Origin of the sequence: Methylobacterium sp. Leaf91, assembly GCF_001422815.1 — a bacterium.
Lineage (GTDB): Bacteria > Pseudomonadota > Alphaproteobacteria > Rhizobiales > Beijerinckiaceae > Methylobacterium.
Map to the genome: position 1 here is coordinate 1 of NZ_LMMP01000022.1, position 23134 is coordinate 23134.

General features: G+C 65.4%; 17 protein-coding genes and 3 pseudogenes. 8 read left to right on the forward strand and 12 right to left on the reverse strand.

The features are described from left to right. Positions 1–167 (reverse strand): annotated as a pseudogene (locus ASF32_RS24640) (transposase); the annotation flags it as partial. Between ASF32_RS24640 and ASF32_RS14630 the strand changes: the two are divergent. From ASF32_RS14630 to ASF32_RS14640, 3 genes are read left to right on the forward strand one after another with little or no spacing between them, the layout of a single operon-like run. Continuing rightward, entirely contained in the window at positions 109–954 is an 846-nt protein-coding gene (locus ASF32_RS14630; protein WP_162239912.1) for a nucleoid-associated protein, read from the forward strand. The pseudogene ASF32_RS24640 and the gene ASF32_RS14630 sit on opposite strands and share 59 nt — an antisense overlap. Beyond that, complete coding sequence (locus ASF32_RS14635; protein WP_056429698.1) at positions 947–1822, forward strand: hypothetical protein; 876 nt, start codon at positions 947–949, stop codon at positions 1820–1822. The genes ASF32_RS14630 and ASF32_RS14635 overlap by 8 nt, the downstream gene beginning before the upstream one ends. Before the next feature lie 45 nt (positions 1823–1867). Continuing rightward, positions 1868–2131 carry a hypothetical protein gene (locus ASF32_RS14640; RefSeq protein ID WP_156467837.1) on the forward strand — a complete coding sequence of 88 codons (264 nt, stop codon included), beginning with the start codon at positions 1868–1870 and terminating at the stop codon, positions 2129–2131. 537 nt (positions 2132–2668) lie between these two features. Here the strand turns inward: ASF32_RS14640 and ASF32_RS14645 are convergent. After that, positions 2669–3619, reverse strand: coding sequence for an alpha/beta hydrolase-fold protein (locus ASF32_RS14645; RefSeq protein ID WP_348271427.1), 951 nt, complete (start codon positions 3617–3619; stop codon positions 2669–2671). A 69-nt stretch (positions 3620–3688) separates the two neighbouring features. Then, positions 3689–5878, reverse strand: a complete 2190-nt coding sequence (locus ASF32_RS14650; protein ID WP_056429702.1) for a TonB-dependent siderophore receptor — start codon at positions 5876–5878, stop codon at positions 3689–3691. Between the two features lie 380 nt (positions 5879–6258). Here ASF32_RS14650 and ASF32_RS14655 point away from each other — a divergent pair, with 380 nt between their 5' ends. Continuing rightward, positions 6259–6891 (forward strand): tyrosine-type recombinase/integrase, encoded by a 633-nt coding sequence (locus ASF32_RS14655; RefSeq protein WP_056429704.1) that lies wholly within the window; start codon positions 6259–6261, stop codon positions 6889–6891. 583 nt (positions 6892–7474) lie between these two features. On the opposite strand, the pseudogene ASF32_RS26575 reads toward ASF32_RS14655, so the two are convergent. Then, a pseudogene (locus tag ASF32_RS26575) lies at positions 7475–7651 on the reverse strand (TetR/AcrR family transcriptional regulator); the annotation flags it as partial. On the opposite strand from ASF32_RS26575, the pseudogene ASF32_RS26580 reads away from it, so the two are divergent. Together ASF32_RS26580 and ASF32_RS14665 are read left to right on the forward strand one after the other, a co-directional pair. Then, positions 7645–7798 (forward strand): annotated as a pseudogene (locus ASF32_RS26580) (integrase); the annotation flags it as partial. The pseudogenes ASF32_RS26575 and ASF32_RS26580 sit on opposite strands and share 7 nt — an antisense overlap. A gap of 204 nt (positions 7799–8002) precedes the next feature. Further along, complete coding sequence (locus ASF32_RS14665; protein WP_056429707.1) at positions 8003–9475, forward strand: protein adenylyltransferase SelO; 1473 nt, start codon at positions 8003–8005, stop codon at positions 9473–9475. 323 nt (positions 9476–9798) lie between these two features. On the opposite strand, the gene ASF32_RS14670 is transcribed toward ASF32_RS14665, so the two are convergent. The 7 genes from ASF32_RS14670 to ASF32_RS14700 form a co-directional block, all read right to left on the reverse strand. Then, complete coding sequence (locus ASF32_RS14670) at positions 9799–11412, reverse strand: ABC transporter ATP-binding protein (protein ID WP_056429708.1); 1614 nt, start codon at positions 11410–11412, stop codon at positions 9799–9801. A gap of 14 nt (positions 11413–11426) precedes the next feature. Continuing rightward, the gene (locus ASF32_RS14675) at positions 11427–12293 is read right to left on the reverse strand and encodes an ABC transporter permease (RefSeq protein WP_056429709.1); all 867 of its coding nucleotides are present in this window, start codon (positions 12291–12293) and stop codon (positions 11427–11429) included. 17 nt (positions 12294–12310) lie between these two features. Next, entirely contained in the window at positions 12311–13252 is a 942-nt protein-coding gene (locus ASF32_RS14680; RefSeq protein ID WP_056429711.1) for an ABC transporter permease, read from the reverse strand. Positions 13253–13369: 117 nt separating this feature from the next. Next, positions 13370–14959, reverse strand: a complete 1590-nt coding sequence (locus ASF32_RS14685) for an ABC transporter substrate-binding protein (protein ID WP_056429713.1) — start codon at positions 14957–14959, stop codon at positions 13370–13372. Positions 14960–15020: 61 nt separating this feature from the next. Then, positions 15021–16172 carry a M20/M25/M40 family metallo-hydrolase gene (locus tag ASF32_RS14690; RefSeq protein WP_056429715.1) on the reverse strand — a complete coding sequence of 384 codons (1152 nt, stop codon included), beginning with the start codon at positions 16170–16172 and terminating at the stop codon, positions 15021–15023. Positions 16173–16175: 3 nt separating this feature from the next. Next, entirely contained in the window at positions 16176–17639 is a 1464-nt protein-coding gene (locus tag ASF32_RS14695) for a M81 family metallopeptidase (RefSeq protein WP_056429717.1), read from the reverse strand. Further along, the gene (locus tag ASF32_RS14700) at positions 17636–20083 is read right to left on the reverse strand and encodes a penicillin acylase family protein (RefSeq protein ID WP_244483662.1); all 2448 of its coding nucleotides are present in this window, start codon (positions 20081–20083) and stop codon (positions 17636–17638) included. Before ASF32_RS14700 ends, ASF32_RS14695 begins: the two co-directional genes overlap by 4 nt. A 342-nt stretch (positions 20084–20425) precedes the next feature. Here ASF32_RS14700 and ASF32_RS14705 point away from each other — a divergent pair, with 342 nt between their 5' ends. Both ASF32_RS14705 and ASF32_RS25435 read left to right on the forward strand, forming a co-directional pair. After that, on the forward strand, positions 20426–21649 hold the full coding sequence (locus tag ASF32_RS14705; RefSeq protein WP_348271428.1) for an amidase: 1224 nt from the start codon (positions 20426–20428) through the stop codon (positions 21647–21649). Then, positions 21646–21807: a hypothetical protein gene (locus tag ASF32_RS25435; RefSeq protein ID WP_156467838.1), complete on the forward strand. Its 162-nt coding sequence runs from the start codon at positions 21646–21648 to the stop codon at positions 21805–21807. The genes ASF32_RS14705 and ASF32_RS25435 overlap by 4 nt, the downstream gene beginning before the upstream one ends. 416 nt (positions 21808–22223) lie before the next feature. On the opposite strand, the gene ASF32_RS14710 is transcribed toward ASF32_RS25435, so the two are convergent. Then, positions 22224–23134, reverse strand: a 911-nt coding sequence (locus ASF32_RS14710) for a recombinase family protein (RefSeq protein ID WP_200919136.1), incomplete at its 5' end; no start/stop codon positions are given.

A 23134-nucleotide genomic window follows, 5' to 3' on the forward strand; every position in this document is an offset into this window, starting at 1 on the left:
CCACCACGGACCCAGTTCCTCCGGGATCGCCCGCCATTTGGCCCCGTTCTGATGCCGCCAGAGGATCGCCGAGAGCGTGCGTTGCAGGTGCTGCGGTGCGTCTTGGCCTTGGGCCGGCAGGCCTCGACCAGCGGCTCCAGTTCAGACCATTGCGCATCGCTCAGCATCGTCCCTCCCGCAATCAGAGAGACGAAAACGCAAAACGCGCCAATCCGTTCAAGCGACGACAGGCCCTACAAGGGTGCTGCCACGGGCGGCCACGTCTTCTTCGCTCACTTCGAGCGCGAAGAACGGCAGTACCTCCTCATCGCGATCGTCAACGAGAAGCTCGGCGCGTCGATGACGAGCGACCTCGATGTCCAGGATGTCCGCCATCTCGACATGGACGGTTTTCGGTTCGCGGGCCGCATCAACATGACCGGCTGGACCAACGGCGAGGAGCGCTACATTGGCTTCTTGAAGGGCATGCGGGAGGTCTCCGAGTACTTCAAGGAATTCCTCGGCTGTGACACCACGGTCCAGAACCGCCGCGACACAGCCGAGCTCGTCCAGGCGCTGATGGCATTCGCCACCGATGATGGCATGGACACCCCAAGCAAGGACGATTTCCTCGCCCGCGCGAAAACCATCTGCGAGCGTTCGGCCAAGGCTCAGGAGGAACTTAGCTTCGAGGCGCTGGCCAACGAACTGAGCCCGCAGGATCCCGAGAGGCTGATGAGCGTTCTGGCCGATCCTGATCTACGCCTCAACGACGGCTTCGTGCCTGATCGCCGCGCCCTCGGACCGCTGATCAAATTCAAGGGCAAGACCCCGACCTGGAGCATCGAGTTCAACCGCCACGCGATCACCCGCGGAAATGTGCGGTTCAACGCTGAGGACAACACCCTCACGTTGACCGGCCTGCCCGAGGATCTCACAGCGCAGCTGCGCACTGAGTACAGCCAAGATGGCTAAGATCACATTCGACCAGCTGATCCTGCTGTATCGTCATATCGCCTTCGATCAGAACGGCGATCAGGGAAGGCTGTCGATTGCGACCCCAGAAGTCCTGGAGGTCATCCAACTCATCGAAGATGACCAGGATGTCGCTGTTGACGCAGACATCGTGGTGCTCGACGACGACGCGCTTCAAGTCGGTCAGATCGTATCAGTCCGCGTCGGCCCACCCCGGACTGCGCTCGGCTCCCTCGTTCGCGACTTCGACGGGTTGCTCGATACCCCGGAAGCGCGGGTCAAAGAACCGCGCGCCTACTTCGTCATCGACGGCGGTATCACACCGGACATCGATCCCTGTCCAGAGCGCTTAGCGACCTATCGCAAGGTCCTCGAGTTCACGAAGCTCGTCGGCGAAGCAGCGGCCTATGTCGATCAATCCAAAAGGGAATTGATCTTCATCAAGGATGGCAAGTTCAGCGTTCCGCTGGCGTATAAGGCCGCCGGCTTGGACCGTGTGAGCGTCTCCGACGCCGACGCCATTCTCAGCGCGTGCGCCGACGAGATTCACCGAGACCAGAAGCTCGCGATCCTCGCCGAAGCCGTCATCGGGACCTGCGCGTCTCAGCCGGTCGCAGTCCGGTTTCGCCACCTCACCGCAAACCTCGGTTCGGCGAACGAGGAAGTTCGCAACGGCTATCAGCTGTTCGCGTCCAGCTTCTCTTACTCAAAGATCCGCAACGAGATCGAAGCCGCACGCATCGATTATCTCAACAAGATCCATAAAACGATTATCGATATCCAGACGCAGTTGCTCGGTATCCCTGTCGCGACGGTCATCGTCGCCTCGCAGCTGAAAGTCACATCCGCCTGCGGCGTCGAGTTCTAGACCAACTTCGCCGTCGTCGTGGGAGCGTGGATCTTCGTCGCGCTCTTGGCGATTGCCATCGGAAACCAATGGGCGACGCTGGCGTCCATATCCGACGATATCGCGCGCCAAAAAACCAAGTTTCAGCGGGACTTTGCGGCGCTCAGCGATCAGTTCGATACGATTTTCGTCACCCTCGCCGGTCGGATCAAATGGCAGCGAAGGTTTCTGGGGTTTGTTGGCGTGCTCGCAGTCGTCGGGGCAGCGGTGGCCACGTTCGTCGCGTATCGAGTGACCAACGTCCCGTACATGAGCTGTTGGTCGGGTTAGGTCTCGGCGTCGGCACCAACACCGATCCCGCCGGCTGTGACGCCTGTCGCACCGGCTCCGGCGCCTCCGTCGCCTGTCTCGCCAGCCAACACACCGACGAACGCGTCACCGCCTAAGCCAAGCCCGCCACCCGATCCGGCTCGGTCAACGCCCGCCAAGCCGAAAATGGCTCCCACGCCACAGGCCCACCCGCAGCCGTAAGTGGTTTGCGCTGTCAGAAGCGCCAGGGGAGGAGAGGACACTCCGTGTCCCCGCAGTTCGGCTGATAGCTTGGTTGAACTGATCGCATAGGAGCGGCCCGCTCCAGGGGCCGACACGGCGACGGTCATCCGAAACTGAATTCCGCTACCGGGCGGTCAGCTGATGTCCGTTCATGGCGCGCAGCTGCGATGATGAATGGCTTTCACACGGACTGCTTACATGGCGCGGAATAAGAAAGGCAGACATTCGAACGAGCGAGAGCGATCGACGGCTTTGTGGCCAGTCAACTCGCGATGGGGCCACCGTCTGTGTAAGGCGGCTTTCCTTATCACCAGCCTATCCATCTCGTTGCATAACGAAGGCGACAGCCTCGTTCACGGCATCGGGCAAAACGGTCATGTGCGTTCGTCCGGAAATCAGCCGGAACTGACTTGTTAATCCAGGAATCTGACTAAGCCGGTCTGCCATGGCACGGGTAAGCTCGACCGTCCGCGCCGACTTCAAGCGGTCGAGGCGCGCCTCGCGATCGGGCGCCTCGCGCTGAAACGGGGCGAGTTCCTCCTCGAAAGTCCCCGCGAGGAGAAGCGTGCGGGCGCGGACGGAGGGACCAGCTTCGAGGCGCTCGATGCTCTTCAGCAAGACGAGATCCTCCCAATAGATGGATGGGCTCGCCGCGACCCAGTGCGAGAACAGTGTGGGCATATGGGCCAAAGCGTAGAGGACGAAGAGCCCGCCGAAGGAATGTCCGAACAAGCCCTGCCGTGACGGGTCGATTCGACAGCGCTGCGCGATCACGGGCTTGAGGTCATCGACGACGAAACGCAGGAACCCCTCGGCGCCCCCCGTCCTCAGCACCGGCCCGTCGGGCGTGGACGTCGGGTAGGACCGGCCCGGCGGAGGCGTGTAATCCCAGGAGCGGCGCCGGCTGTCATAGGCCTCGTCGCCTAGGTATCCGACCCCCACGATGACGAATCGAGACCCGATCCCGGTTGCATCCGGATAGGGGGCCTGCACGCGCTCGATATCGATCGCAGTGGCCGTCACCGCGTTACCGTCGAGGAGATACAGGACGGGCCAGCCGGCGGCCGGCGGCTCGCCGGGTGGGATGTAAAGCGTGATCCGCCATGGGGCCTGCCCTTTGTCGCCCCCGAGATCGAAGCTGACCGCGCCGGCGAGCCGTGCGGGCTCGTCCGGGCCGGCGGCTGCCATCACCGAACGCTGCTCAAGCGTCAGCGAGGCTGCCGCCAGAAGGCCCGCAAGGGCACGTCGCGAGACGAGCGTCGTCACCGGACATGGTCCTGGCAAGTCTCGATCATCATTCACACAGATCCTGCAACGGCGTCACGGAAGATCACGTCACCACCGGTAGATCAGGCTGCCGATGACAGTGGCCGGTGCGCCCCGATAGCAGAAGCCGGCTTGGCAGGTGAAGTAGTCGCGGTCGAGGACATTGTTGGCGTTCACCTGCGCACGGAAGCCCTTATACTTGGGATCGAGGGCGGCAAAGTCGTAGGCGAGCAGCGCATCGAACAGCGTCACGGTCGGGTTACGGACCGTGTTCTCGTCATTGGCGAAGCTGTTGGCGTTGAAGCGGAGGCCGCCTCCGAGCGTCAGTCCGCGCAAAGCCGAGCCCGGCGGGAACAGGTAGGTCAGAAAGCCGGTGAACGTATCTCCCGGAATGCCGGAGAGCGCGTTGCCGTCCAGGGACTGGCCCGCGAACGAGGTCTGGCTGAGATAGCGCAGGTCGAGATGGGTGTAGGCAAGGGTCAGGTTGGTGCCGGGCGCGAAATTGGCGATCGCCTCCATCTCGAAGCCTCGCGATTCGACGGCGCCCGTCGCCACCTGGAAGGCGACGTTGTTCGGGTCCGTGCGCAGCACGCTGCTCTGGACGATGTCGAAGCCGGCAAATCCTGCCTGGATGTTCGTGCCTGGAATCAGGTACTCGATGCCCGCCTCGATCTGATCGCCGGTCGCCGGCTTGAAGGCGCGCCCGGCGACATCGACGCCCGGCTGCGGCGCGAAGGTGGTCGCGTAGCTGACATAGGGCACCAGCCCGGGGGCCAGGAGATAGTTGAGGCCGACGCGGCCGGTGAAGGCCTGGTCGTTCTGCTCGGTTGCGGCGGCGGCTGTGGTCGTGTTCTGGGAGACCCAGTCGTAGCGGCCGGTGAGGGTGAGCACGAAGCGGTCGAATTTGGCCTGCTCCTGCAGGTACAGCCCGACCTGATCCTGGCTCTGCGCGGTGCGGGGCCCCAGCACCGGCGCCAGGATCGGCTGCTGACCGTAATTGCGCGTGACGAGGTTGAGATCGGGGGCCGCGCCGAAGCCGAAGCGGTAGTTGAAGTCGGAATGCGCGTAGTCGAGCCCCGCCACTAGCGTGTGCTGGACCGGCCCGGTGGTGACATGTGCCTCGATCTGGTTGTCGAGGGTGAACTGGCTGAGGAACTGCCGGGAGTATCCGGTCGACCGGCTCGCGCTCAGGCCGTCGGGGCTGAGCATGGCGATCGACGCGTAGCGATAGTCGTTGCTGATGTCGTAGAAGCGGAAGTTCTGCCGGAAGACCAGATCCGGATCGAAGCGGTGCTCGAACGCGTAGCCGACGCGGCCCTGCTGCTGTTTGAAGTCGTTGAAGGCCGGATCGCCCGAATAGATGCGGGTCGGTCGCAGGTTCTGGTTGAAGAACGTCGTCGAGCCCGGAAGCTTGGTTTCCTGGTACTCGCTCAGGAACGTGAAGGTCGTGTCGGCCGAGGGCTTCCAGGTAAACGACGGCGCGATATAGCCCCGATCATCTGAGCCACCGGGGATGAAGGTGTCGGACTGCCGCTTGATGCCCGTGACGCGGTAGGCGAGCGTGCCACCCGTGCCTTCGACCGGGCCGCCGATATCGAAATTGCCCTGGTAGCGGTCGTAGTTGCCGACCTGCAACTGGACCTCGCCGAAGGGCGTGAAGACCGGCCGCTTCGTGGTGACATCGAGGATGCCGCCGGGCGAGCCGAGGCCGTAGAGTCCGGAGGCCGGTCCGCGCAGGATCGTTGCCGCCTCGATACCGTAGGGCTCGATGCGGGGCACCGTCAGACCCGACGCCACCTGGCGCAGGCCGTCGCGGAACATGCCGTCATAGGTCAGACTGAAGCCGCGCACAAAGAACGAATCGAAGCGGGGATCGAAGCCGAAGACGTTCGAGGAGACGCCGGCCACGTAGCCGATGGCCTCGTTGAGGGTCTGGACGTTGCGGTCGTTGAGCGCCTCGCGGGTGAGCACCGTGACCGATTGGGGCGTCTCGAGCAGCGGCGTGTTAGTCTTGGTCGCCGTGGGGCTGGTGCGGGCGGTGTAACCGGTGACCCCGGAAGGGCCGCCCCCGCCGCCGCTGGTCGCCGCCGTACCGCCATCCCCACCGCTGAGATTGGCCCCGCCCCCCAGCACGGGCGCAGGTGCCGTACCCTCGACCGTCAATTGGTTGAGCTGCACGCTCACTTCCTGTGCCGTCACAGGTCCCGTGAGGGCGGTCGTGGCAAGAAGCAGAGCGAAGAGCGGGGGGCGATGGGACATGGAGCACGCTGGTAGGCGCCTCAAGCGGCGCAGTGACTGTTCCATTGCTTTTGTTGCGTTGCGAGGCAAGGCGAAAACGTGATAGAAATCAGACACTTAGAGCGCTTCAAAGCTGAAGTAATCCTAAGTTGATGCATGGCTGCGATGGCAAGAGCGCTTTCACAACCTCTACGTTTCCACCTGCGCGAAAGATCGAATGTCCGCCTCTGGACGGTGGGGCAACTGGCTCAAACGGCGTAGTCGTGTCGGACGCAGCAGGGCTGCATTTCAAGCCTGGCAGCTGCGTTGCACACATCCCGAACGTCTGACCGGTAATGCGCAGGCTACGTTCGCAGCACCCCTTCTCTCTCTGCCGGCATCTGCCGGTTGGGAGATGAGAGATGGGACATTCAGAGCACGACCCAGCCTTCAAGAACCGCCGTCCGTGGAACGCAGGACGGAAGCTCGGCGCAAAGCGCGCTCTCAAGCCTCAGCAGGTTTGGGCCATCCGTTTCTGGCTTGATGGAGAGCGGCGCGTACGCGACCGCGCCATGTTTGACCTCGCCATCGACAGCAAGCTGCGCGGTTGTGACATCGTCAAATTGAAGATCGGTGAGCTTGTCAGCGGTGAGCAGGTGCGGCCGCGAGTCATCGTCGTTCAGCGAAAGACAGGACGGCCTGTACAGTTCGAACTGCTTGAACCAGCACGTACCAGCATTCTGACTTGGCTGGGGTGTCGAGGAGGCGGGCTTGATGATTACGCTTTTCCCAGCCGGATCGACCATGAAGCGCACATAAGCACCCGACAGTACGCCCGTCTGGTAGATGAATGGGTGACGGGCATAGGGCTACGGCGCGAGGACTACGAAACACATTCCCTACGTCGAACAAAGGCGGCGTTGATCTACAAGCGAACAGGCAACTTGCGCGCTGTGCAGCTTCTACTCGGGCATACGAAAATCGTGAGCACGGTACGCTACCTCGGCGTGGACGTTGAAGACGCGCTCGCTCTGGCCGAAGGGACCGAAATCTGAAGCCCGGCCTCCTCGGCGGCAAAGTTGTGGAGGCCATGCATGCTTCAGGAATGCAGCGCGTTTGATGCAGTCGGTTACCCCAACATAATGCCGTCCCGGACATAGGCGTTCTCGAACGAACCCAGCCCTTCCGCCCTGGGTGGTTTTCCGCCTGTCCGGTCTCGGAGAGCAAAACACAAGAAACAGACGGTGGCTCGGGCCACAAGGGTGCGCAACGCTCCAATCGCAGCCACTCGACGGGGGCAGGTGAGTGCTCTCAGCGATGACGCATGCCCTTGCCAAGGAGCCAGACCCGAGGAGAGTCGCGGCCAACGCGCTAGACCCTGGGTCGGAGGCGATCGAACTGTTCCTCAGCGGCGGACCTAGGAGCAGGTTGTACAAGGGACGAGAATGATCCCGCTCGGTCGCCCGAGTGAACCCGGCGACATCGCCGCCGCTATCGCGTTTTTGGTCGGACCGGACGGCGGTTGGGTGAACGGCCCGATTCTACGGGCCAACGGCGGTTTGGGCTGAGCGCGACCGCGCCTGCCTGCAGCCCTGATTGTCCGAGCGTTCGGTCCCTACCGCTCCTGGCGAAGGGGCCGAGCGAGACGCGCGCCACCTCTAGCAGGGCCTCGCGATTGGCCTCGGACGACGCGATGACGCCCATGGCGGAGGCCACCGTCAACAGCAATCGCGCCAGCGCCGTAGTATCCGCGACCTCTGACGGATCGCCGTCGGCCTTTGCCTGGACGAAGCGCACGAGGAGTTCCGTCGCTGCGCCGAACAGAGGCATCGTTGATCGACAAGGGAACTGGCAACCTGCGCGGTGCAGATTCTGCTCGGGCATTCGAAGATCGAAAGTACGGTACGCTACCTTGATATGGACGTCGAAGACGCGTTCGCTCTAGCAGAAGGAACCGAAATCATAGAGCGAGCCATCTCGACGGCAATGCGGAGAGGGCCTCCGAAGCCGCTGGGCCGGATAAAGCCCATGACTGTCGCTCGACCATGCTGGCATTGGCCGTGAAGTAGAGGAGGCGACACGGACACGCGCCTTCTCGCGCGCACTGCCCCACTGGGTTCCCGGAAGGCGCTTGTCCACCGGCGCGATCGCTCATAGCTCTCGACTATGACCAAGATCCCTTTCGACAACAGCTACGTCCGCTTACCGGACGGCTTCTTCGTCCGCCGCGCCCCGACACCTGTCGCAGCCCCGCGCCTGATCCGTTTGAACCGCGCGCTGGCGGCGAACCTTGGCATGGACCCGGATTGGCTCGCCGGATCCGCTGGGGTGAGGATGCTCGCGGGGAACAGCGTCCCTGAAGGCGCCGAGCCGATCGCGACAGCTTACGCCGGGCACCAGTTCGGCAACTTCGTGCCGCAGCTCGGTGACGGGCGCGCCGTTCTGCTCGGCGAGGTCGTCGACCGTGACGGGCAGCGCCGCGACATCCAGCTCAAGGGCGCGGGCCCGACCCCGTTCTCCCGCCGTGGCGACGGGCGCGCGGCGCTTGGGCCGGTGCTGCGCGAGTATCTCGTGAGCGAGGCCATGGCCGCGCTCGGCATCCCCACCACACGGGCGCTGGCGGCGGTTGCCACCGGCGAGTTGGTCGTGCGTGAGACCCGGCTACCTGGGGCGGTGCTCGCTCGCGTGGCGGCTAGCCACATCAGAGTTGGCACCTTCCAATACTTCGCCGCCCGGGGCGACGCGGAGGCGGTGCGGACGCTCGCCGATCATGCTCTCGCCCGGCACTATCCCGAGGCATCCTCCGCGGAACATCCCTACCGAGCGCTGCTCGACGGCGTCGTGGCCCGCCAAGCCGAGCTCGTGGCGAGCTGGCTGCTGGTCGGCTTCGTCCACGGGGTGATGAACACCGACAACATGTCGGTGGCCGGCGAGACGATCGACTACGGTCCCTGCGCCTTCCTCGACGCCTACGATCCGCGCACGAGCTTTAGCTCGATCGACGCGCACGGGCGCTACGCCTACGGCCAGCAGCCCGGGATCGCCCTTTGGAACCTCACCCGTCTGGCCGAGGCCCTCTTGCCGCTGCTGGCCGACGACGAGGCGGCGGTCGAAGCGGCCGAGGCGCTGCTCGCCGGGTTCGGCCCGCGCTTCGAGAAAGCGTATCACGATGGCCTGGCGCACAAGCTCGGGCTGTCCGCGGATCGGGACGGAGCCGTCGCGCTCGCGGACGACTTGCTGGCGCGGATGGCGGAGAACCGGGCGGATTTTACTCTGACCTTCCGCCGCCTGTGCGACGCGGCCGAGCGGCCGGAGGCGGACGCCGGGGTGCGCGACCTGTTCGTCGACCCGACCGAGTACGACGCCTGGGCCGTACGCTGGCGGAAGCTGTTGGATGAAGAGGGACGGACCCCCGCGGCGACGGCGTCAGCGATGCGCGCCATCAACCCGGCCTTCATCCCGCGCAACCACCACGTCGAAGCGATGATCGCGGCGGCGGTCGAGCAAGGCGACTTCGGCCCGTTTGAGGAGCTATTGGCGGTGCTGTCGCGGCCCTACGACGACCAGCCCGCCCACGCCTGCTATGCCGAGGCGCCCGAGGGCGGCGGGGCGGACTACCGGACATTCTGCGGCACGTGAACGCGCGCGTCGGCGTCCGCGTCACTGGAGATCGTCATTCGGCCTCATGGTTCGGAAACCGGTTTCCGTGGCATCCTTGGCGGCATCCGGTGCCCCAGCTCGTCCATGGCGATAGGCGGCGCCTCAAACGTATACGTGGAGAACGGTCAAGTCCGTTGTGTCCCTTGCCGTGTCGACGACGAGCCACTCCTCTTGCTCTCCGCTCTCCGCTCTCCGCTCTCCGGCACGAACTAGGCGCCGTAGCAAACTTCCTCTTTGTACCCTGGGTAATCTTCGTCTGAGCTGTGATGGCGCAGCTGAATCCTCAGGGAGGACATGTCCGATCACTCCTGGGCAAGACGAAGCTTTGGAGCCGCTGCGAACAGTGCCTGCGTATAGGCGTGGCGCGGGTTGGCGAAAAGTGCGGCGGTCGCCCCTTCCTCGACGATCCGTCCGCCGAGCATGACCACGAGGCGGTCGCAGAGGCGTGCAGCCACGCGCAGGTCGTGCGTGATGAAAAGGATCGAGAGGTTGAGACGCTCGCGGATATCCTCCAGCAATTCCAGCACCTGGCGCTGCACCGAGACGTCCAGTGCCGATACGGCCTCATCCGCGATGAGTACATCGGGTTCCATGGCCAACGCCCGCGCAATGGCGATGCGCTGGCGCTGGCCGCCGGAGAATTCGTGCGGATAGCGGTCGAGCGCGCCGGTATCGAGATGGACGAGATCGAGGAGGCGCGTCGCGCGCGCCCAAGCTGCATCTTTCGACAGACCGTAATTCATCGGTCCCTCGATGATCGACTGCCCCACCGTCCGGCGTGGATTGAGCGAGCGGTAGGGATCTTGGAACACCATCTGGATGCGACGCCGATAGGGGCGAAGTTCCCGCGTCGGCAACAGGGCGATGTCGTCGCCACCGATACGGATATGACCGGCGGACGGATCGACGAAGCGGGCGACGCAGCGCGCCAGGGTCGATTTGCCGGAGCCCGATTCCCCGACGATGCCGAGGGTTTCCCCTGGTTGCAACGCGAGGCTGACACTGTCCAAGGCCGTCACGGCGCGGCCGCCACCGAAGAGGCCGCGCCCGCCATAAGTCTTGGTGAGGTCGCGCACGGTGAGGATCGGCGCCGAAGGCTGAGGGCGCGGCCTGGGCGGTGGAGGCTCGGCACGGGGAACCGCCGCGATGAGCATGCGGGTATAGGGGTCGCGCGGCCGGGTGAGCACGTCCTCGACGCTGCCTTCCTCTACGAGCCGCCCCTTCTGCATCACCACCACCCGGTCGGCGATCTGGGAGACCACGCCGAAATCATGGGTGATGAACAGGATGCCGGCGTTGCGCCGAGCTTGGAGTTCCTTCAGCAGCTTCAGGATCTGCGCCTGGGTGGTGACATCGAGGGCGGTGGTCGGCTCGTCGGCGATGATCAGGGACGGGTCGTTGGCAAGGGCCATGGCGATCATCACCCGCTGGCGCTGGCCGCCGGACAGTTGGTGCGGGTAGGCCTTCGCCAAGCTCGGTGGATCGGGCAGGTGGACATCGGCGAGAAGGTCGAGAACGCGACGACGCCGTGTCTCGCGGTCGCCCCGGCCGGAATGGGCTTCCAGCATCTCGGCGATTTGGTCGCCGACCTTCAGAACCGGGTTCAAGGCCGTCATCGGCTCCTGGAACACCATCGCCATGCGGCTGCCGCGCAGGGCGCGCAGGCGCGCGGGACCGACCGTCAGCACGTCCTCGCCCTGCAACAGGATCCGCCCGGCCGATGGGGTCAGACCCGGCGGCAGGAGCCCCATCACCGCGCTGGCGGTGACGGATTTGCCCGAGCCGGATTCACCAACGACGCAGACGATCTCGTTCGGACCTACGCTGAGCGACAGGCCCTCAATGGCATTGGCCCGGTCGGCGCCAAGCGGAAGCGGAACGGTGAGGCCGGTGATGGACAGGACGGGCTCCTTCATTGCCGGGGATCGTATCATCGCAGGGCTCCCACGCGCCGGGCAGTGCGCGGGTCGAGGGCATCGCGCAGGCCGTCGCCGATGATGTTGACGGCGAGCACCGTGGCGGCGACGCAGAGGCCCGGGAACAGGATCACCCAAGGCGCGATCTGAAAGGCCTGCCGGCCTTCGGCCATGATGTTGCCCCAGCTCGGGATCTCGGTGGGGATCCCGGCCCCGAGGAAGCTCAGGATCGCCTCGGTGAGGATCGCCGAAGCGCAAACATAGGTGCCCTGGACGATGAGGGGCGCGATGGTGTTGGGGAGGACGTGCCGCGTCAGCAGCATCGGCAGGCGCGTCCCAGCGCCGATGGCGGCCTCGACATAGGGCTCCGAGCGGACCGATAGCACGACACTGCGCACCAGACGGGCCACGCGCGGGATCTCCGGGATGGTGATGGCGACGATCACCGTGGCGATCCCGGCTCCCGATAGGGTCACCATGGCAATGGCGAGCAGAATCGAGGGGATGGCCATGAGTCCATCCATGATCCGCATCACCACCGCGTCGAGCCGGCGCAAGTAACCGGCGACGAGGCCGATGACGAGACCGATGAGCACCGCGGCGGCAGCCACCGAGAAGCCGATGCCGAGCGAGACGCGGGCACCGTAGACGACCCGGCTCCAGACGTCGCGGCCATACGCGTCGGTGCCGAGCCATGCCGGTGCCGAGGGTGGCCTGTGGCGCAGGCGCGGGCGCAGCAGGATCGGATCGCCGGTCCAGAGGTACGGCGCGAGCAGCGCCGCTCCTCCGACGATCAGCAGGACCGCGAGGCCGAAGAGCACGCCCGGATGGCGTAGGACCGGAGGCAGGGTCGTGAACCGCGCGACAGCGGGGGAAGACATCGTCCGTTCCTGCCGGCTCAATAGCGTATCCTCGGGTCAAACAGCAGGTAGGACAGGTCGATGGCGAGGTTCACCACCACGTAGAGGGCGGAAAAGAGCAGGATCACGCCCTGAATGACGGGGTAATCGTGCGCCAGCACGGCATCGACGGTGAGTCGGCCGAGACCCGGCAGGTTGAACACGCTCTCGGTGACGACGACGCCGCTGATGAGCAGGGCGATGCCGAGGCCGATCACCGAGACCACCGGGACGGCTGCATTGCGCAACGCATGGCGCCACAGCACCTGGCTCTCGCCGATTCCCTTGGCGCGGGCGGTGCGGATGTAATCCTCGCCCAGAACCTCCAGCACGCTCGAGCGGGTCGTGCGGGCGATAAGGGCGACGTAGATCACCGACAGGGTGAGGGTCGGCAGGATCAGCCGCGACAGGAAAGGCCAGATCCCTTCTGTGATGCTGACATACCCCTGCACCGGCAAGAACCGGAGCTGCATGGCGAAACCGAAGATCAGCAGGTAGCCGAGCACGAAGACCGGCACCGAGAAGCCCAGCACCGAGACGGCCATGATGGCCCGATCGATCCAGGTGCCGTGCCACCAGGCCGCCAGCACCCCGAGGGGCACCGCTACGATGACGGCGAACACGATGGTGGTGGTGGCGAGAGCCAGGGTCGGCTCGATCCGCTCGAAGATGAGTTTCGCGACGGGCTGGTTCGAGATGATCGAGGAGCCGAGATCCCCCTGGAGGAGGCGTCCGCTCCAGGACAGGAACTGGGTCAGGATCGGCTTGTCGAGGCCTAGATTGGCGCGGATCGCCGCGATCTGTTCGGGGCTCGCGGCATCGCCGGCCAGGATGGCCGCGGGATCCCCCGGTGCGAGCCGCAGCAACAGGAACACGATGACGGCCACGATGCCCATCACGGGGAGGGTGGCGGCGAGACGTCCGGCGAGAAAACGACCCATTCAGATCTCCGGCGGATTATGAGAGCCCGTAGCGGCCCGGCACTTCCCTCGCCTCTCCGGTTCCCCCCGAACCCAATCGGGGGGAGATCGAAAGGAGATAGGAGACGAAGCGCCCGCTCACTTCTTCTCGATGTTCCAGAATACCGGCGCCGGGGCTTCGAGGATCCCCGTCAGCTTGGGGCTGACCGCGAGCGGGCTGATGAACTGGCCCGTCGGATAATACATGCCGACTGCGTAGGCCCGCTCCTGCACTGCCTTGGCGATGGCGGCCTGCTTGGCAGGATCGGATTCCAGCGCATAGGCATTGCGCATCGTCTCGATCTCGGCGTCCTCCGCCCAGCCGAAGAACCCGCCTTTCCGGCCCTTCGCATTGATGCCGACATTGCTCACTGGGTTGAGCATGTCCGCGTTGACCCAGAAGGTGTGGAAGATGTTCCAGCCGCCTTGATCCACCGGGTCCTGCTTCGCGCGGCGTCCCACCAGGGTCTGCCAGTCCATCGATTGCAGATCGACGTTCATGCCGATCTTGCGCAGGGCCTGCGCCGTCACCGGCCCGAGCGGTGCGGCGATGGCAAGATCCGTCGGCTGCATCACGACAACGGGCTTCCCGTCATAGCCGCCCTCCTTGAGGAGCTGCTTCGCGCGGGCAAGGTCGGTCTTGGGTGCCCCCGCATCTGTCGCGTTGGGGGTGTTGCAGACGAACATGGCCAGACAGGGCACCATGTAGTCTGGGTCGCCGATCTGGGCGTCGAGATAATCCTGCTGGTTGACCGCCAGCAGCGCCGCTTGGCGGATCTTCTCGTTGTCGAAAGGCGGGTTGAGCCAGTTCATGCGCAGCATGCCGGACACGCCCAAGGTGTTGTAATTGACGATCTGGATGCCGGACGCGGCCTTCAGGATCGGCAGGAAGTCGTGCGGCGGCTGCTCGATATAATCGATCTCGCCGTTGATGAGCGCGTTCACGGCGGTCTGGTAATCGGGGATGTTGAGCCACTCGACCCGGTCGACCTTCACCACCTTGGCACCAGCGGCCCAGCTCGGCGCTTCGCTACGCGGTACGTAATCCGGGTTTTTCTCGTAGACGACCTTCAGGCCGGGCTGGAACTCGCCCTTCACGAAGCGGAACGGGCCGGAGCCGATCTCCTCCGGAACGTTCTTGTCCGCCGGGGTCTCGGCGATGCGCTTCGGCATGATGAACGGCACGTTGGACGAGGGCTTGCCGAGCGAAGTCAGGACAAGCCCGTAGGGCTGCTTGAGCTTGAGCGTGAAGGTCTTGTCGTCCACTGCATCCAGGGAGACGGTGTATTCCATGAGCTTCTGGCCCATGCTGTCGCGCTTGCCCCAACGGTGAATCGACGCGATGCAATCGGCCGAGGTGACCGGCGCGCCGTCATGGAACTTGAGCCCGTCGCGCAAGGTGAAGGTGTAGGTGAGCTTGTCGTCGCTGACGCTGTACTCCTTCACCATCTGCGGCTGGACCTTGAAGTTCGCGTCCGTGGCGAACAGCGTGTCGTAGATCATGTAGCCGTGGTTACGGGCGATGTAGGCCGTGGTGATGATCGGATCGGTGATCCGCAGGCCCGAATGCATCACGGCGCGGATGGTGACGGGCTTGGCCTGTGCCATCGCCGCGCCCGGCATCACGCCGACCGTGGCGGCGGCAAGGGCGAGTGCCGCCTGGAAACCTGTCCTGATCCCCTTGTCCATGAACTCATTCCCCCTGCCGCGATGCGGCTCTCTTGCGAAAGTGTATGCAGGATGCGGGCCGTTATGGCCGGCCGAGCTTCGTCATGAGGCCAGCAAGCAACCGCGCGCGATGGGTCAGCGACGCGATGCCCACGTACTCTTCCAGGGTATGGTAGCCCGCCCCGCAGGGACCGAGTCCGTCGAGGGTCGGAATGCCCAGATTGGCCGTGAAATTACCGTCGGAGCCGCCGCCGAAGCTCTCATGCGGGAGGGCCGAGCCAAGGCCGGCAGCGATCGTCCGAGCGGTCTCGTAGAGCGCCATGGTGCCGGCATCGGGCTTCCAGACCGGGCGAGTGACACCGCGCGTTACCGTGAGGGCGACGCCGTCCGCCTCTCCGGATAGGGCGAGCATCCGCTGGACGCCGCGGTCGAGATCGCCCTGGCGCTTGGCCATGCTCAGCACCTCGGCCCGGCATGTGGTGGCGACGCAGTTCACCCATTGCCCGCCCTGGACGATGCCGACGCTGAAGGTGCAATCGGCATCCGACATCGCCTCGATGGCGATGATCTGCTGCGCCATGGCCCGGATGGCCGAGCGTCCGTCACCCAGTCGCGCTCCCGCATGGCTCGGACGGCCGGTGGCGGTGAGATCGAAGCGGGCGATGGCGTAGCGCCCCGTGAGCACTCCGTCCCCCGGCTGGCCGGGCTCGGGCACCAGAACGTAGCGATGGCGCTGGGCCTCCGCCTCGATCAGGTCGCGGGTCGAAGGGCTGCCGACCTCTTCGTCGCTCGTGAGCAGGAAAGTGACCGGGAGCGGTGTCTCGACGGCAGCTTTGCGCAGCGCCTTCACGGCCTCGAGGGCGATGAAGTTGCCCCCCTTCATATCGAGGATGCCCGGGCCGTAGCAGCGATCGCCTTCCACCCGCCAGGGGAGGGCGGCCAGGGTGCCGAGGGGATGGACCGTGTCCAGATGGCCGAGGACGAGGATGCCCGGCTCGTCCCGGCGCGGATGCGGGAACCGGGCGCGGACGCAATCGCCGAAATCCATGCGTCCGGGGATCGACTCCACCGACGCACCGGCCATGGCGAGGTCGCGCGCGGCAAGGCTCATCATCCGGTTCACCGCCGCCCTGTCATGGGTCGGGCTCTCGCACTCGATCCAGGGGCGAAGGCCGGCGAGCAGGTCGCCGAGTTCGAACGGAAGGTCGTTCAGAGCGAGATCCTCAAGAGCCATCGATCAATCCTGTGCGAACGGGTCGGCGATGCGGGGCCAATAGGCCGAGTCGCGTTTGGTGTAGGGGATCGCTCCGTAATCCGGTGGAACCGCGCCGGGGGCGGCGACGTAGCGAATCTCGCTGGCGATGGGCGCGAAGGCCGCGTGGAAGTGCTGCATCGATTTCACCACGACGATGCGCTTGTCGTCGAGGGTGAGGCCGAGGCCAGTATAGGCATCCGGGGCGAAGGGCTGCTGGCGCTGCGAGGCCAGAACGATATGGATGCCGTCCGCCTCGATCCAGGCGCAGGGACCGAGTTGCGCGCGGCCGCCGCTGAGGCCGCCCTGGCTATGAGCCTCGGAGAGTCCGCGCACGGTGATGCGCAGGTCGAGGGGATCGCCGGAGGTGACACCGCACTTGCCAGCGATGCGCAGATCGAACGTGGCGCCGATTCCGGCCTCGTGACAGATGCCTACCGCGCCCGGATCCCAGTACAGGCCGGTGACGGCGTCGCGGATGCCGCGCTCGACCATCCGGGCGAGGAGAGCGGTGTTGTCGGAGGGAGCGCCCGCCCCGGCATTGTCCGCGATGTCCGCGAGCACCATCGGGCGCGGATCGGTGGAGGCTAGCGCCGCGTCGAGAGCGGCGTCGACCGTATCAACCCGTGTCGCGGCCTCCCCGCGCATCGCCCAGATCTCGGCGGCGAGAATTCGGGCGAGGGACGCGGCCTTGGCCGTATCGCCGTTGGCCACCACGAGCATCCGGGCGCCGACCTCGGCGACGTCCCCCCATGGAAAACCGTGTCCGAACGAGACGGACAGGATGCCATCCCTGCCCTCCAGCGCCTCCATCCGCCGCACGAACCCAGCGACCGGCTCCGCCGTGGTGCGCCACATATTGACCATGCGGCAATCCTGGATCGCCATGACCGGGCGGATCGTCCCCTCGGCCGTGCCGATGACGAGCGGATAGAGGTCGCGCGCCCGCGCCACGATGTCCGTATGCGGGTATTCCTTATAGATCACGACGACGTCGGCCGCCCGGCGGATCGTCTCGGTCAGATGGCAATGCAGGTCGAGTTCGACCCCGACCGCCACTTTCGGCCCGACCAGGGCGCGGACCCGCTCCAGCGTGTCGCCCTCGCAATCGTCGTAGCCCTGCGCGACCATGGCGCCATGCATGAACAGCAGCACCGCATCGACGGGTAGCGCCGCTTCGAGATCAGACAGCAGCGTGTCGCGCAAGTCTTCGTAGACCGCGCGCAGGGTGATGCCACCGGGCTGGGCGAAGGTGGACAGGCTTTCGACCACGATGTGCCCGTCGCTCTCGGCCATCTCCCGCCAGGCCTTGAGGCCGATATTGCTGAGGCTCGGCGGTCCGAGGCTCCCATCGCGGCGGGCGTAATCGGCGAGGAAGGCGGCCCTGCCCGTGGGCAGGGGAGCGAAGGTGTTCGTCTCGGTGGCGAGGCCGGCGATGAAGATCTTCACGTGCTCGGCAACTCCTGGCTAGGTCGAAGGGGCTGGCTGGGTCGAAGGGACTGGCTGGGTCGAAGGGTGATGATGCTCTCGGTGACCGCGTCCACGGCCTCGCGGGAATAGAGCAAGGGCACGGTCTCGCCCGCCGCCCAGGACACGGCGTGGTCGGCGTAATGGCGGCTGTCGGTGCGGCCTGACTGGCCCGGCGCATTCACGAACACGCTGGCGTCCCAGTCGCCCACATCGACGACCATGCGGAACGAAGCACCCGTGGTGAGGGCACCGTCATGGGGGCGGTAATCCGCATGCATCACGGAGGCGGCCGACCCGCCGACAGGCAGCGGACCGACATTCTCGCTGGCCGTGCCGCCGATGCCGGAGAGGGGATGCCGGAAGAATCCATGATGGAACCGGCCCCATTCCCATCCGGTAGGATCGGTGCCGAACCGCGCCTCGCAATCGAGCCAGGCCGAGGCGAGGGCGCGGGTGACGAGCGCCGTGCGCGTCGCTTCGTCGAGGTGCGGGTGACCATGGTCGAGGGCGTCGAGCAGGGTCTCCGTGTCACCGGGCCGGAACAGGTCTGCATCGGCCGGCTCGGGCGCCAGGGCGGTCACGAGGGCCGGACGCAGGTGACAGACCCAGAGCGTCTCGATGAGGCAGGCGGCGGCGCTCTCCGCATGCAAGTATCCGTCGAAACCGAGGAGCAGGTGGATGGCGGCGCGGGACGCAGCATCGTCGGCCGGGGGCAGGGCGGCTACGAGTCGGCCGAGGCGGAGGGCGGGTTCCGAGAACACGTCGGCCTGCAGGCGGGTCGAGGCGTCGACTGTATGCCCGGCATCGTCATCGAGGACGGAGCGGATGCGCCGGGCCCTCCAGGGTTCAAGCCACTCGAAGCTCAGCTTGCGCGTTTCAGCGGGATAATCCGCGGGCAGGTTCATCTCGTTCGCGCTGAAGACGAAGCCGCATTCGGGGTCCACATGGTGCGGCAGCACGAACGGATCGTGGAAACCCGCCCATTCGTAACGCCCGTGACCGGGCACCGGGAGCAGCCCGTCCCAGTTCGAGCGCACGGGCGCCTTGCCGGCCATGAACCATGCGATGGTGCCACCGGTATCCGCATAGACCTGGTTGGTGGAGGGTGCCGACCAATCGCGCAACGCCTCACGAAATTCCGTCACCGTGGTGGCGCCGAGATAGGCGAGGCTGCCGAGATAGGCGGCTGTCCCCGGCTCGGACCAGACCGTCCGCACGGCGAAGGCCTGGCGCCCGGACACATCCTCACAGACCACCGGCCCGTGACGGGTGAAAGCGAGGGTGACCTCCTCGTCGGGGCCGTCGCGCACGGGAATGCGCTCAACGACCCGCGCCATTGCCTCCCAGCCCGTTCCATAGTGGTAGAGGCCGGGATCATCCGGATGGGTCTCGTAGACGAACAGGTCTTCCTGATCGATCGGCGCGATGGTGAGGCTGAAGGCGGCGGTGCCGTTATGGCCGATGGAGATGCCCGGCAGCGCCGGTTCTCCGGCTCCGATCACGTCGAGCCCCGGCGCGGTGAGGTGAACGACGTAGCGCAGGGAGGGGAGCTGGTAGGCGCGATGCGGGTCGCTCGCCAGGATCGGACGGCCGGAGGCGGTCCGTGCCCCCGAGACCGCCCAGTTGTTCGAACCTTCGTTGGCCTCTGCCAGCGCCACGACAGGTTGGCGATCCGAGCGATGGACGGCGCCGAACGCATCGACCTCACTCCATACCCAGGCATCGGCGCGTTGGGCGGCGAGTCGGGCCGCATCGAAGCTCACCGGCGCAGTGGCGAGACGGAAAACCGTGAGGAGGTCTTGGGGCAACCGCTCGGGCGCCAAACCTTCGGGAATCACGGGATCGTGGTCCGGGCTCAACGACTTGCGCAGGACATCCGTCGCAAGGCCGCAACGCGCCAGGACACGGGCGCGGGCGACCTCCGAGGCGACGTTGCGCACGAGGGCATGGCTGCGGATCCGCACCACGTCCTCCGCATCCCAAAAGGCGGGCCGCGTGCCCATGGATGCGAATTCCGGCGGCAGCAGATCGTCCCTGTCACGCGTCAGGACGATGAACGCGTTGAGCCCACGGACGAAGGCCTCGACGATGCCCTTTGCGCGGGGATGGCCATAGGCCGCCCATTCGGCATCCATGTCCCCGCGATACAGGAACAACCGCGCGGCCCGATCTTGAGCCAGGTAGCCCGGCCCGAAGTCGGCGGCGAGCAGGCCCAATCCGCGCTTGCGCCACAGGTCAAGCTGCCAGAGGCGGTCGCGACCCGCGTTGAACCCCTGCACGAGGAACGCGTCGTCCTGCGATTCTGCCCGGATATGGGCGACACCCCATCTGTCGAGGCGGATCTCGGCGGGCGCAGCCAACCCCTCGATGATGAAGGCAGGGCCGTCCAGGCCCGGGATCGCCGCCATCAGCGCGGATTCCATCGGCGCGGCTTCGGACAGTGTTGTCGGCCTGCGGCACGTATCATGTATGCAGTTCCATCCTGTATTCGGCGTTCTGGCAAGCCGTGCGCCAACCCAAGAGTGATGGGATGAGCGGGATTTCTACGATGCCGAGCCTGCCGGATGGCGGGATCGTCAGCCTCGACGCGACGCGGATGGCGGCGGCGATCCACAACCGGCAGATCTCCTGCCGGGAGGTGATGGAGACTTATCTCGATCGCATCGCGCTGGTGAACGGGCGTGTGAACGCCATCGTGTCCCTGCGCGACCGGGAGGAACATTCTAACCGAGCCCGACGCGGCCGATGCCGACCTTCGGCGCGGGCTGTGGCGTGGACCGATGCATGGATTGCCCCACGCGGTGAAAGACTTGGCGCCGACGAGCGGGCTTCGCACCACCTTCGGCTCGCCGATCTTCGCGAAGCATGTTCCAAAGGAGGATGCGCTATTCGTAGAACGCCTGCGCACGGCGGGGGCGATTCTCATCGGCAAGACGAACGTCTCCGAGTTCGGCCTTGGCTCGCATAGCTGCAACCCCGTCTGGGGCACTACGCTCAACGCCCATGATCCCGCTTTAAGCGCTGGAGGAAGTTCAGGCGGCACCGCTGTCGCAACGGCCCTGCGCATGGTGCCCATAGCCGATGGCAGCGACTTTGCCGGCTCCCTCCGCAACCCTGCCGGCTGGAACGGTATCTTCGGGCTCCGGCCCTCTATGGGCAGGGTCCCGTCGCTGCCGGGACCGGAGGGCTATATCCAGCAACTTGCCACGGATGGTCCCATGGCGCGGAACGTCACCGATCTCGCGCTCCTCTTATCGGTGATGAGTGGGCCTGATCCTCGCGCACCCCTCTCCCTGGCAGAGCCGGGCCTCACTGCCGAGTTGCTGCCGGGCAGAGTGGAGGGTGCCCGCATCGGCTGGCTCGGCGATTTCGTCAGTGCTCTTCCCCTGGAAGACGGCATCCTGCCGCTGTCCCACACGGGCCTCTCCGCCCTCGAAGCCGCGGGATGCCGCATCGAGGAGACCGGTCTCGGGATCAGCCGGGACGAGATCTGGGCATCCTGGCTGGTCTGGCGCCACGTCCTGGTCGGCAGCCGCTACCGACCGCTCTATGACGATCTAATCAAACGCGAGCAGATGAAGCCGGAACTGATCTGGGAGATCGAAGGCAGCCTCGGTCTTTCCGCCGACGATCTCTATCGAGCGTCGGTGGCGCGGACGCGCCTCTACCAGCGCTTCCTTGCGCTCTTCGCCGATTTCGACGCGCTGGCCCTGCCGAGCGCTCAGGTCTTTCCGTTTGCTCAGGCCGAGCCCTGGCCCACGATCATCGCTGGCACGTCCATGGATACGTATCATCGTTGGATGGAAGTGGTGGTGCCAGCGACCTTGTCCGGATGCCCCACAATCTGCCTGCCGTTAGGTCCATGGGCACCGGACGGACGATCATCGGGGTTGCAGCTCATCGGAAGGCCGGGACAGGACAGGGCGCTGCTTTGCATAGCCCATGCATTCGAGGAAGTGAGTCAGCCATCACAGCGACTTCCTTTATGAAGAGATGGGCATACACGGCAGCGCTGTTTGCCGCCTTCAACGTCCTGGACGGTACCTTGCTCGGCCACTGCACGCAGCATCATCACCACGGCACGCTCAACCGCCTCCTTAACAATATCCAGGGCTTCTTCTGGGGCCTGACCCGTCGGCGCCTGTAGCGATATACCTTCACTGGCTTCGTCGACTCGCAGTCGATCATCAACTGAGGTACCGTTCACTACAACAAAAAGCCAGTACTGGGTTATGAGGACACGAACTCATTTGACCGTGCGTTCCAGTCCTGGGAAGGAACCACTCAAGCGCGCGGGATAGAGCTTACCGCGTCATATTTTGGAAACTGCTCAATGGCTCCAGATCAGGTGTAGTCCTGCCCAAGGAGCCGTTTGGCTTAGGTCCACCTCCGAGAACGCCAAAATGTCCGTTGAACGCCCGGATTGGGTTGCATGCGGAACGTCCGCTTCCGGGCAGGCGGTAAACTTCCGCTTATGGCGCATTACTTCCGCAGCAATATGACAACGAGCGTCCGACTGCCAGTATGACCATGCGCTGCCAGTCAATCGCAGCACGTGCTCCTTCACGCTGCATTGCCGCCGCAAGCGTCAGGATATTCGCTCCAGGCTATTGGCACATTTATGAGCGCGGAAATGCCGGACCCTTCCGGCAAGGTGCCAGCGATCGCCGCCTGGACGACGGATGGAGCCAGGAAGGCGAGGTTGAGGGTCATGCGCACCGAGCGCTCGCTGCAGCCTTCCGCTAGGGCGATGGCATGGGTGTCAGCCGCACGACCGGTGAGGAGATCGTCGAGCCAGAAGCGCGCCTTGGCGATCCCGTCGACGAGACGGGCTCGGGTCTCGACCCGCATCGGCCGCAGCGGCGCTGCTCCGTCATCACCGTCAGTGCGGATGACCTCGCGCCGACGACGGCTTGGTCGGGCCGACCAAGGCACGTTGAGCGGGGAGGGCTCTTTGCTTCCTACTCCGCAAGCCCTGCCATCGTGCCCTGCCTCATCCGGTTCAACGAAGCTGATCGTGAGGGAGCTCGGGTGAACGACGATCCGGCTGACCTGGGCGAGCAGAGGCATCTCGTCGGATGCGGAAGGTTGGTCAGGGGAGGGCATGTGTAGCGCCTCCCGCACGGCCTGTTCGATCTCGGGCGCCGACACCCGCGAGACCGAGCCGGCCTCGCTGCGCTGCCCCGTCTCGAGGGCGCGCGAGACGTAGTAGCGGTAGTGGAGAGCCCCCTTCCTGGCCGAGCTCGGCGTCATCCGATTGCCGCGGTCATCGTAGAGCAGACCGGTCAGCCACGAGCCGGTGTTGCCCCGGAGGGAACCTTGCGCCTGCGCCTTCTCGCTCAGCGCCGCCTGGACCGCATCGAACAGCTCGCGCGTGACGATGCCCTCGTGCTCTCCGGGATAGTGCCGGTCCTTGTGGATCACCTCGCCGATATAGACCCGGTTGCGCAGCAGATAGGCCAGCGGACCCTTGG

Coding starts and splice junctions, on each gene's coding strand:
- ASF32_RS14635 (WP_056429698.1), top strand. CDS start 947: ATGGCTAAGATCACATTCGACCAGCTGATCCTGCTGTATCGTCATATC.
- ASF32_RS14650 (WP_056429702.1), bottom strand. CDS start 5,878: ATGTCCCATCGCCCCCCGCTCTTCGCTCTGCTTCTTGCCACGACCGCC.
- ASF32_RS14655 (WP_056429704.1), top strand. CDS start 6,259: ATGGGACATTCAGAGCACGACCCAGCCTTCAAGAACCGCCGTCCGTGG.
- ASF32_RS14665 (WP_056429707.1), top strand. CDS start 8,003: ATGACCAAGATCCCTTTCGACAACAGCTACGTCCGCTTACCGGACGGC.
- ASF32_RS14670 (WP_056429708.1), bottom strand. CDS start 11,412: ATGAAGGAGCCCGTCCTGTCCATCACCGGCCTCACCGTTCCGCTTCCG.
- ASF32_RS14675 (WP_056429709.1), bottom strand. CDS start 12,293: ATGTCTTCCCCCGCTGTCGCGCGGTTCACGACCCTGCCTCCGGTCCTA.
- ASF32_RS14680 (WP_056429711.1), bottom strand. CDS start 13,252: ATGGGTCGTTTTCTCGCCGGACGTCTCGCCGCCACCCTCCCCGTGATG.
- ASF32_RS14685 (WP_056429713.1), bottom strand. CDS start 14,959: ATGGACAAGGGGATCAGGACAGGTTTCCAGGCGGCACTCGCCCTTGCC.
- ASF32_RS14690 (WP_056429715.1), bottom strand. CDS start 16,172: ATGGCTCTTGAGGATCTCGCTCTGAACGACCTTCCGTTCGAACTCGGC.
- ASF32_RS14700 (WP_244483662.1), bottom strand. CDS start 20,083: ATGGAATCCGCGCTGATGGCGGCGATCCCGGGCCTGGACGGCCCTGCC.
- ASF32_RS25435 (WP_156467838.1), top strand. CDS start 21,646: ATGAAGAGATGGGCATACACGGCAGCGCTGTTTGCCGCCTTCAACGTC.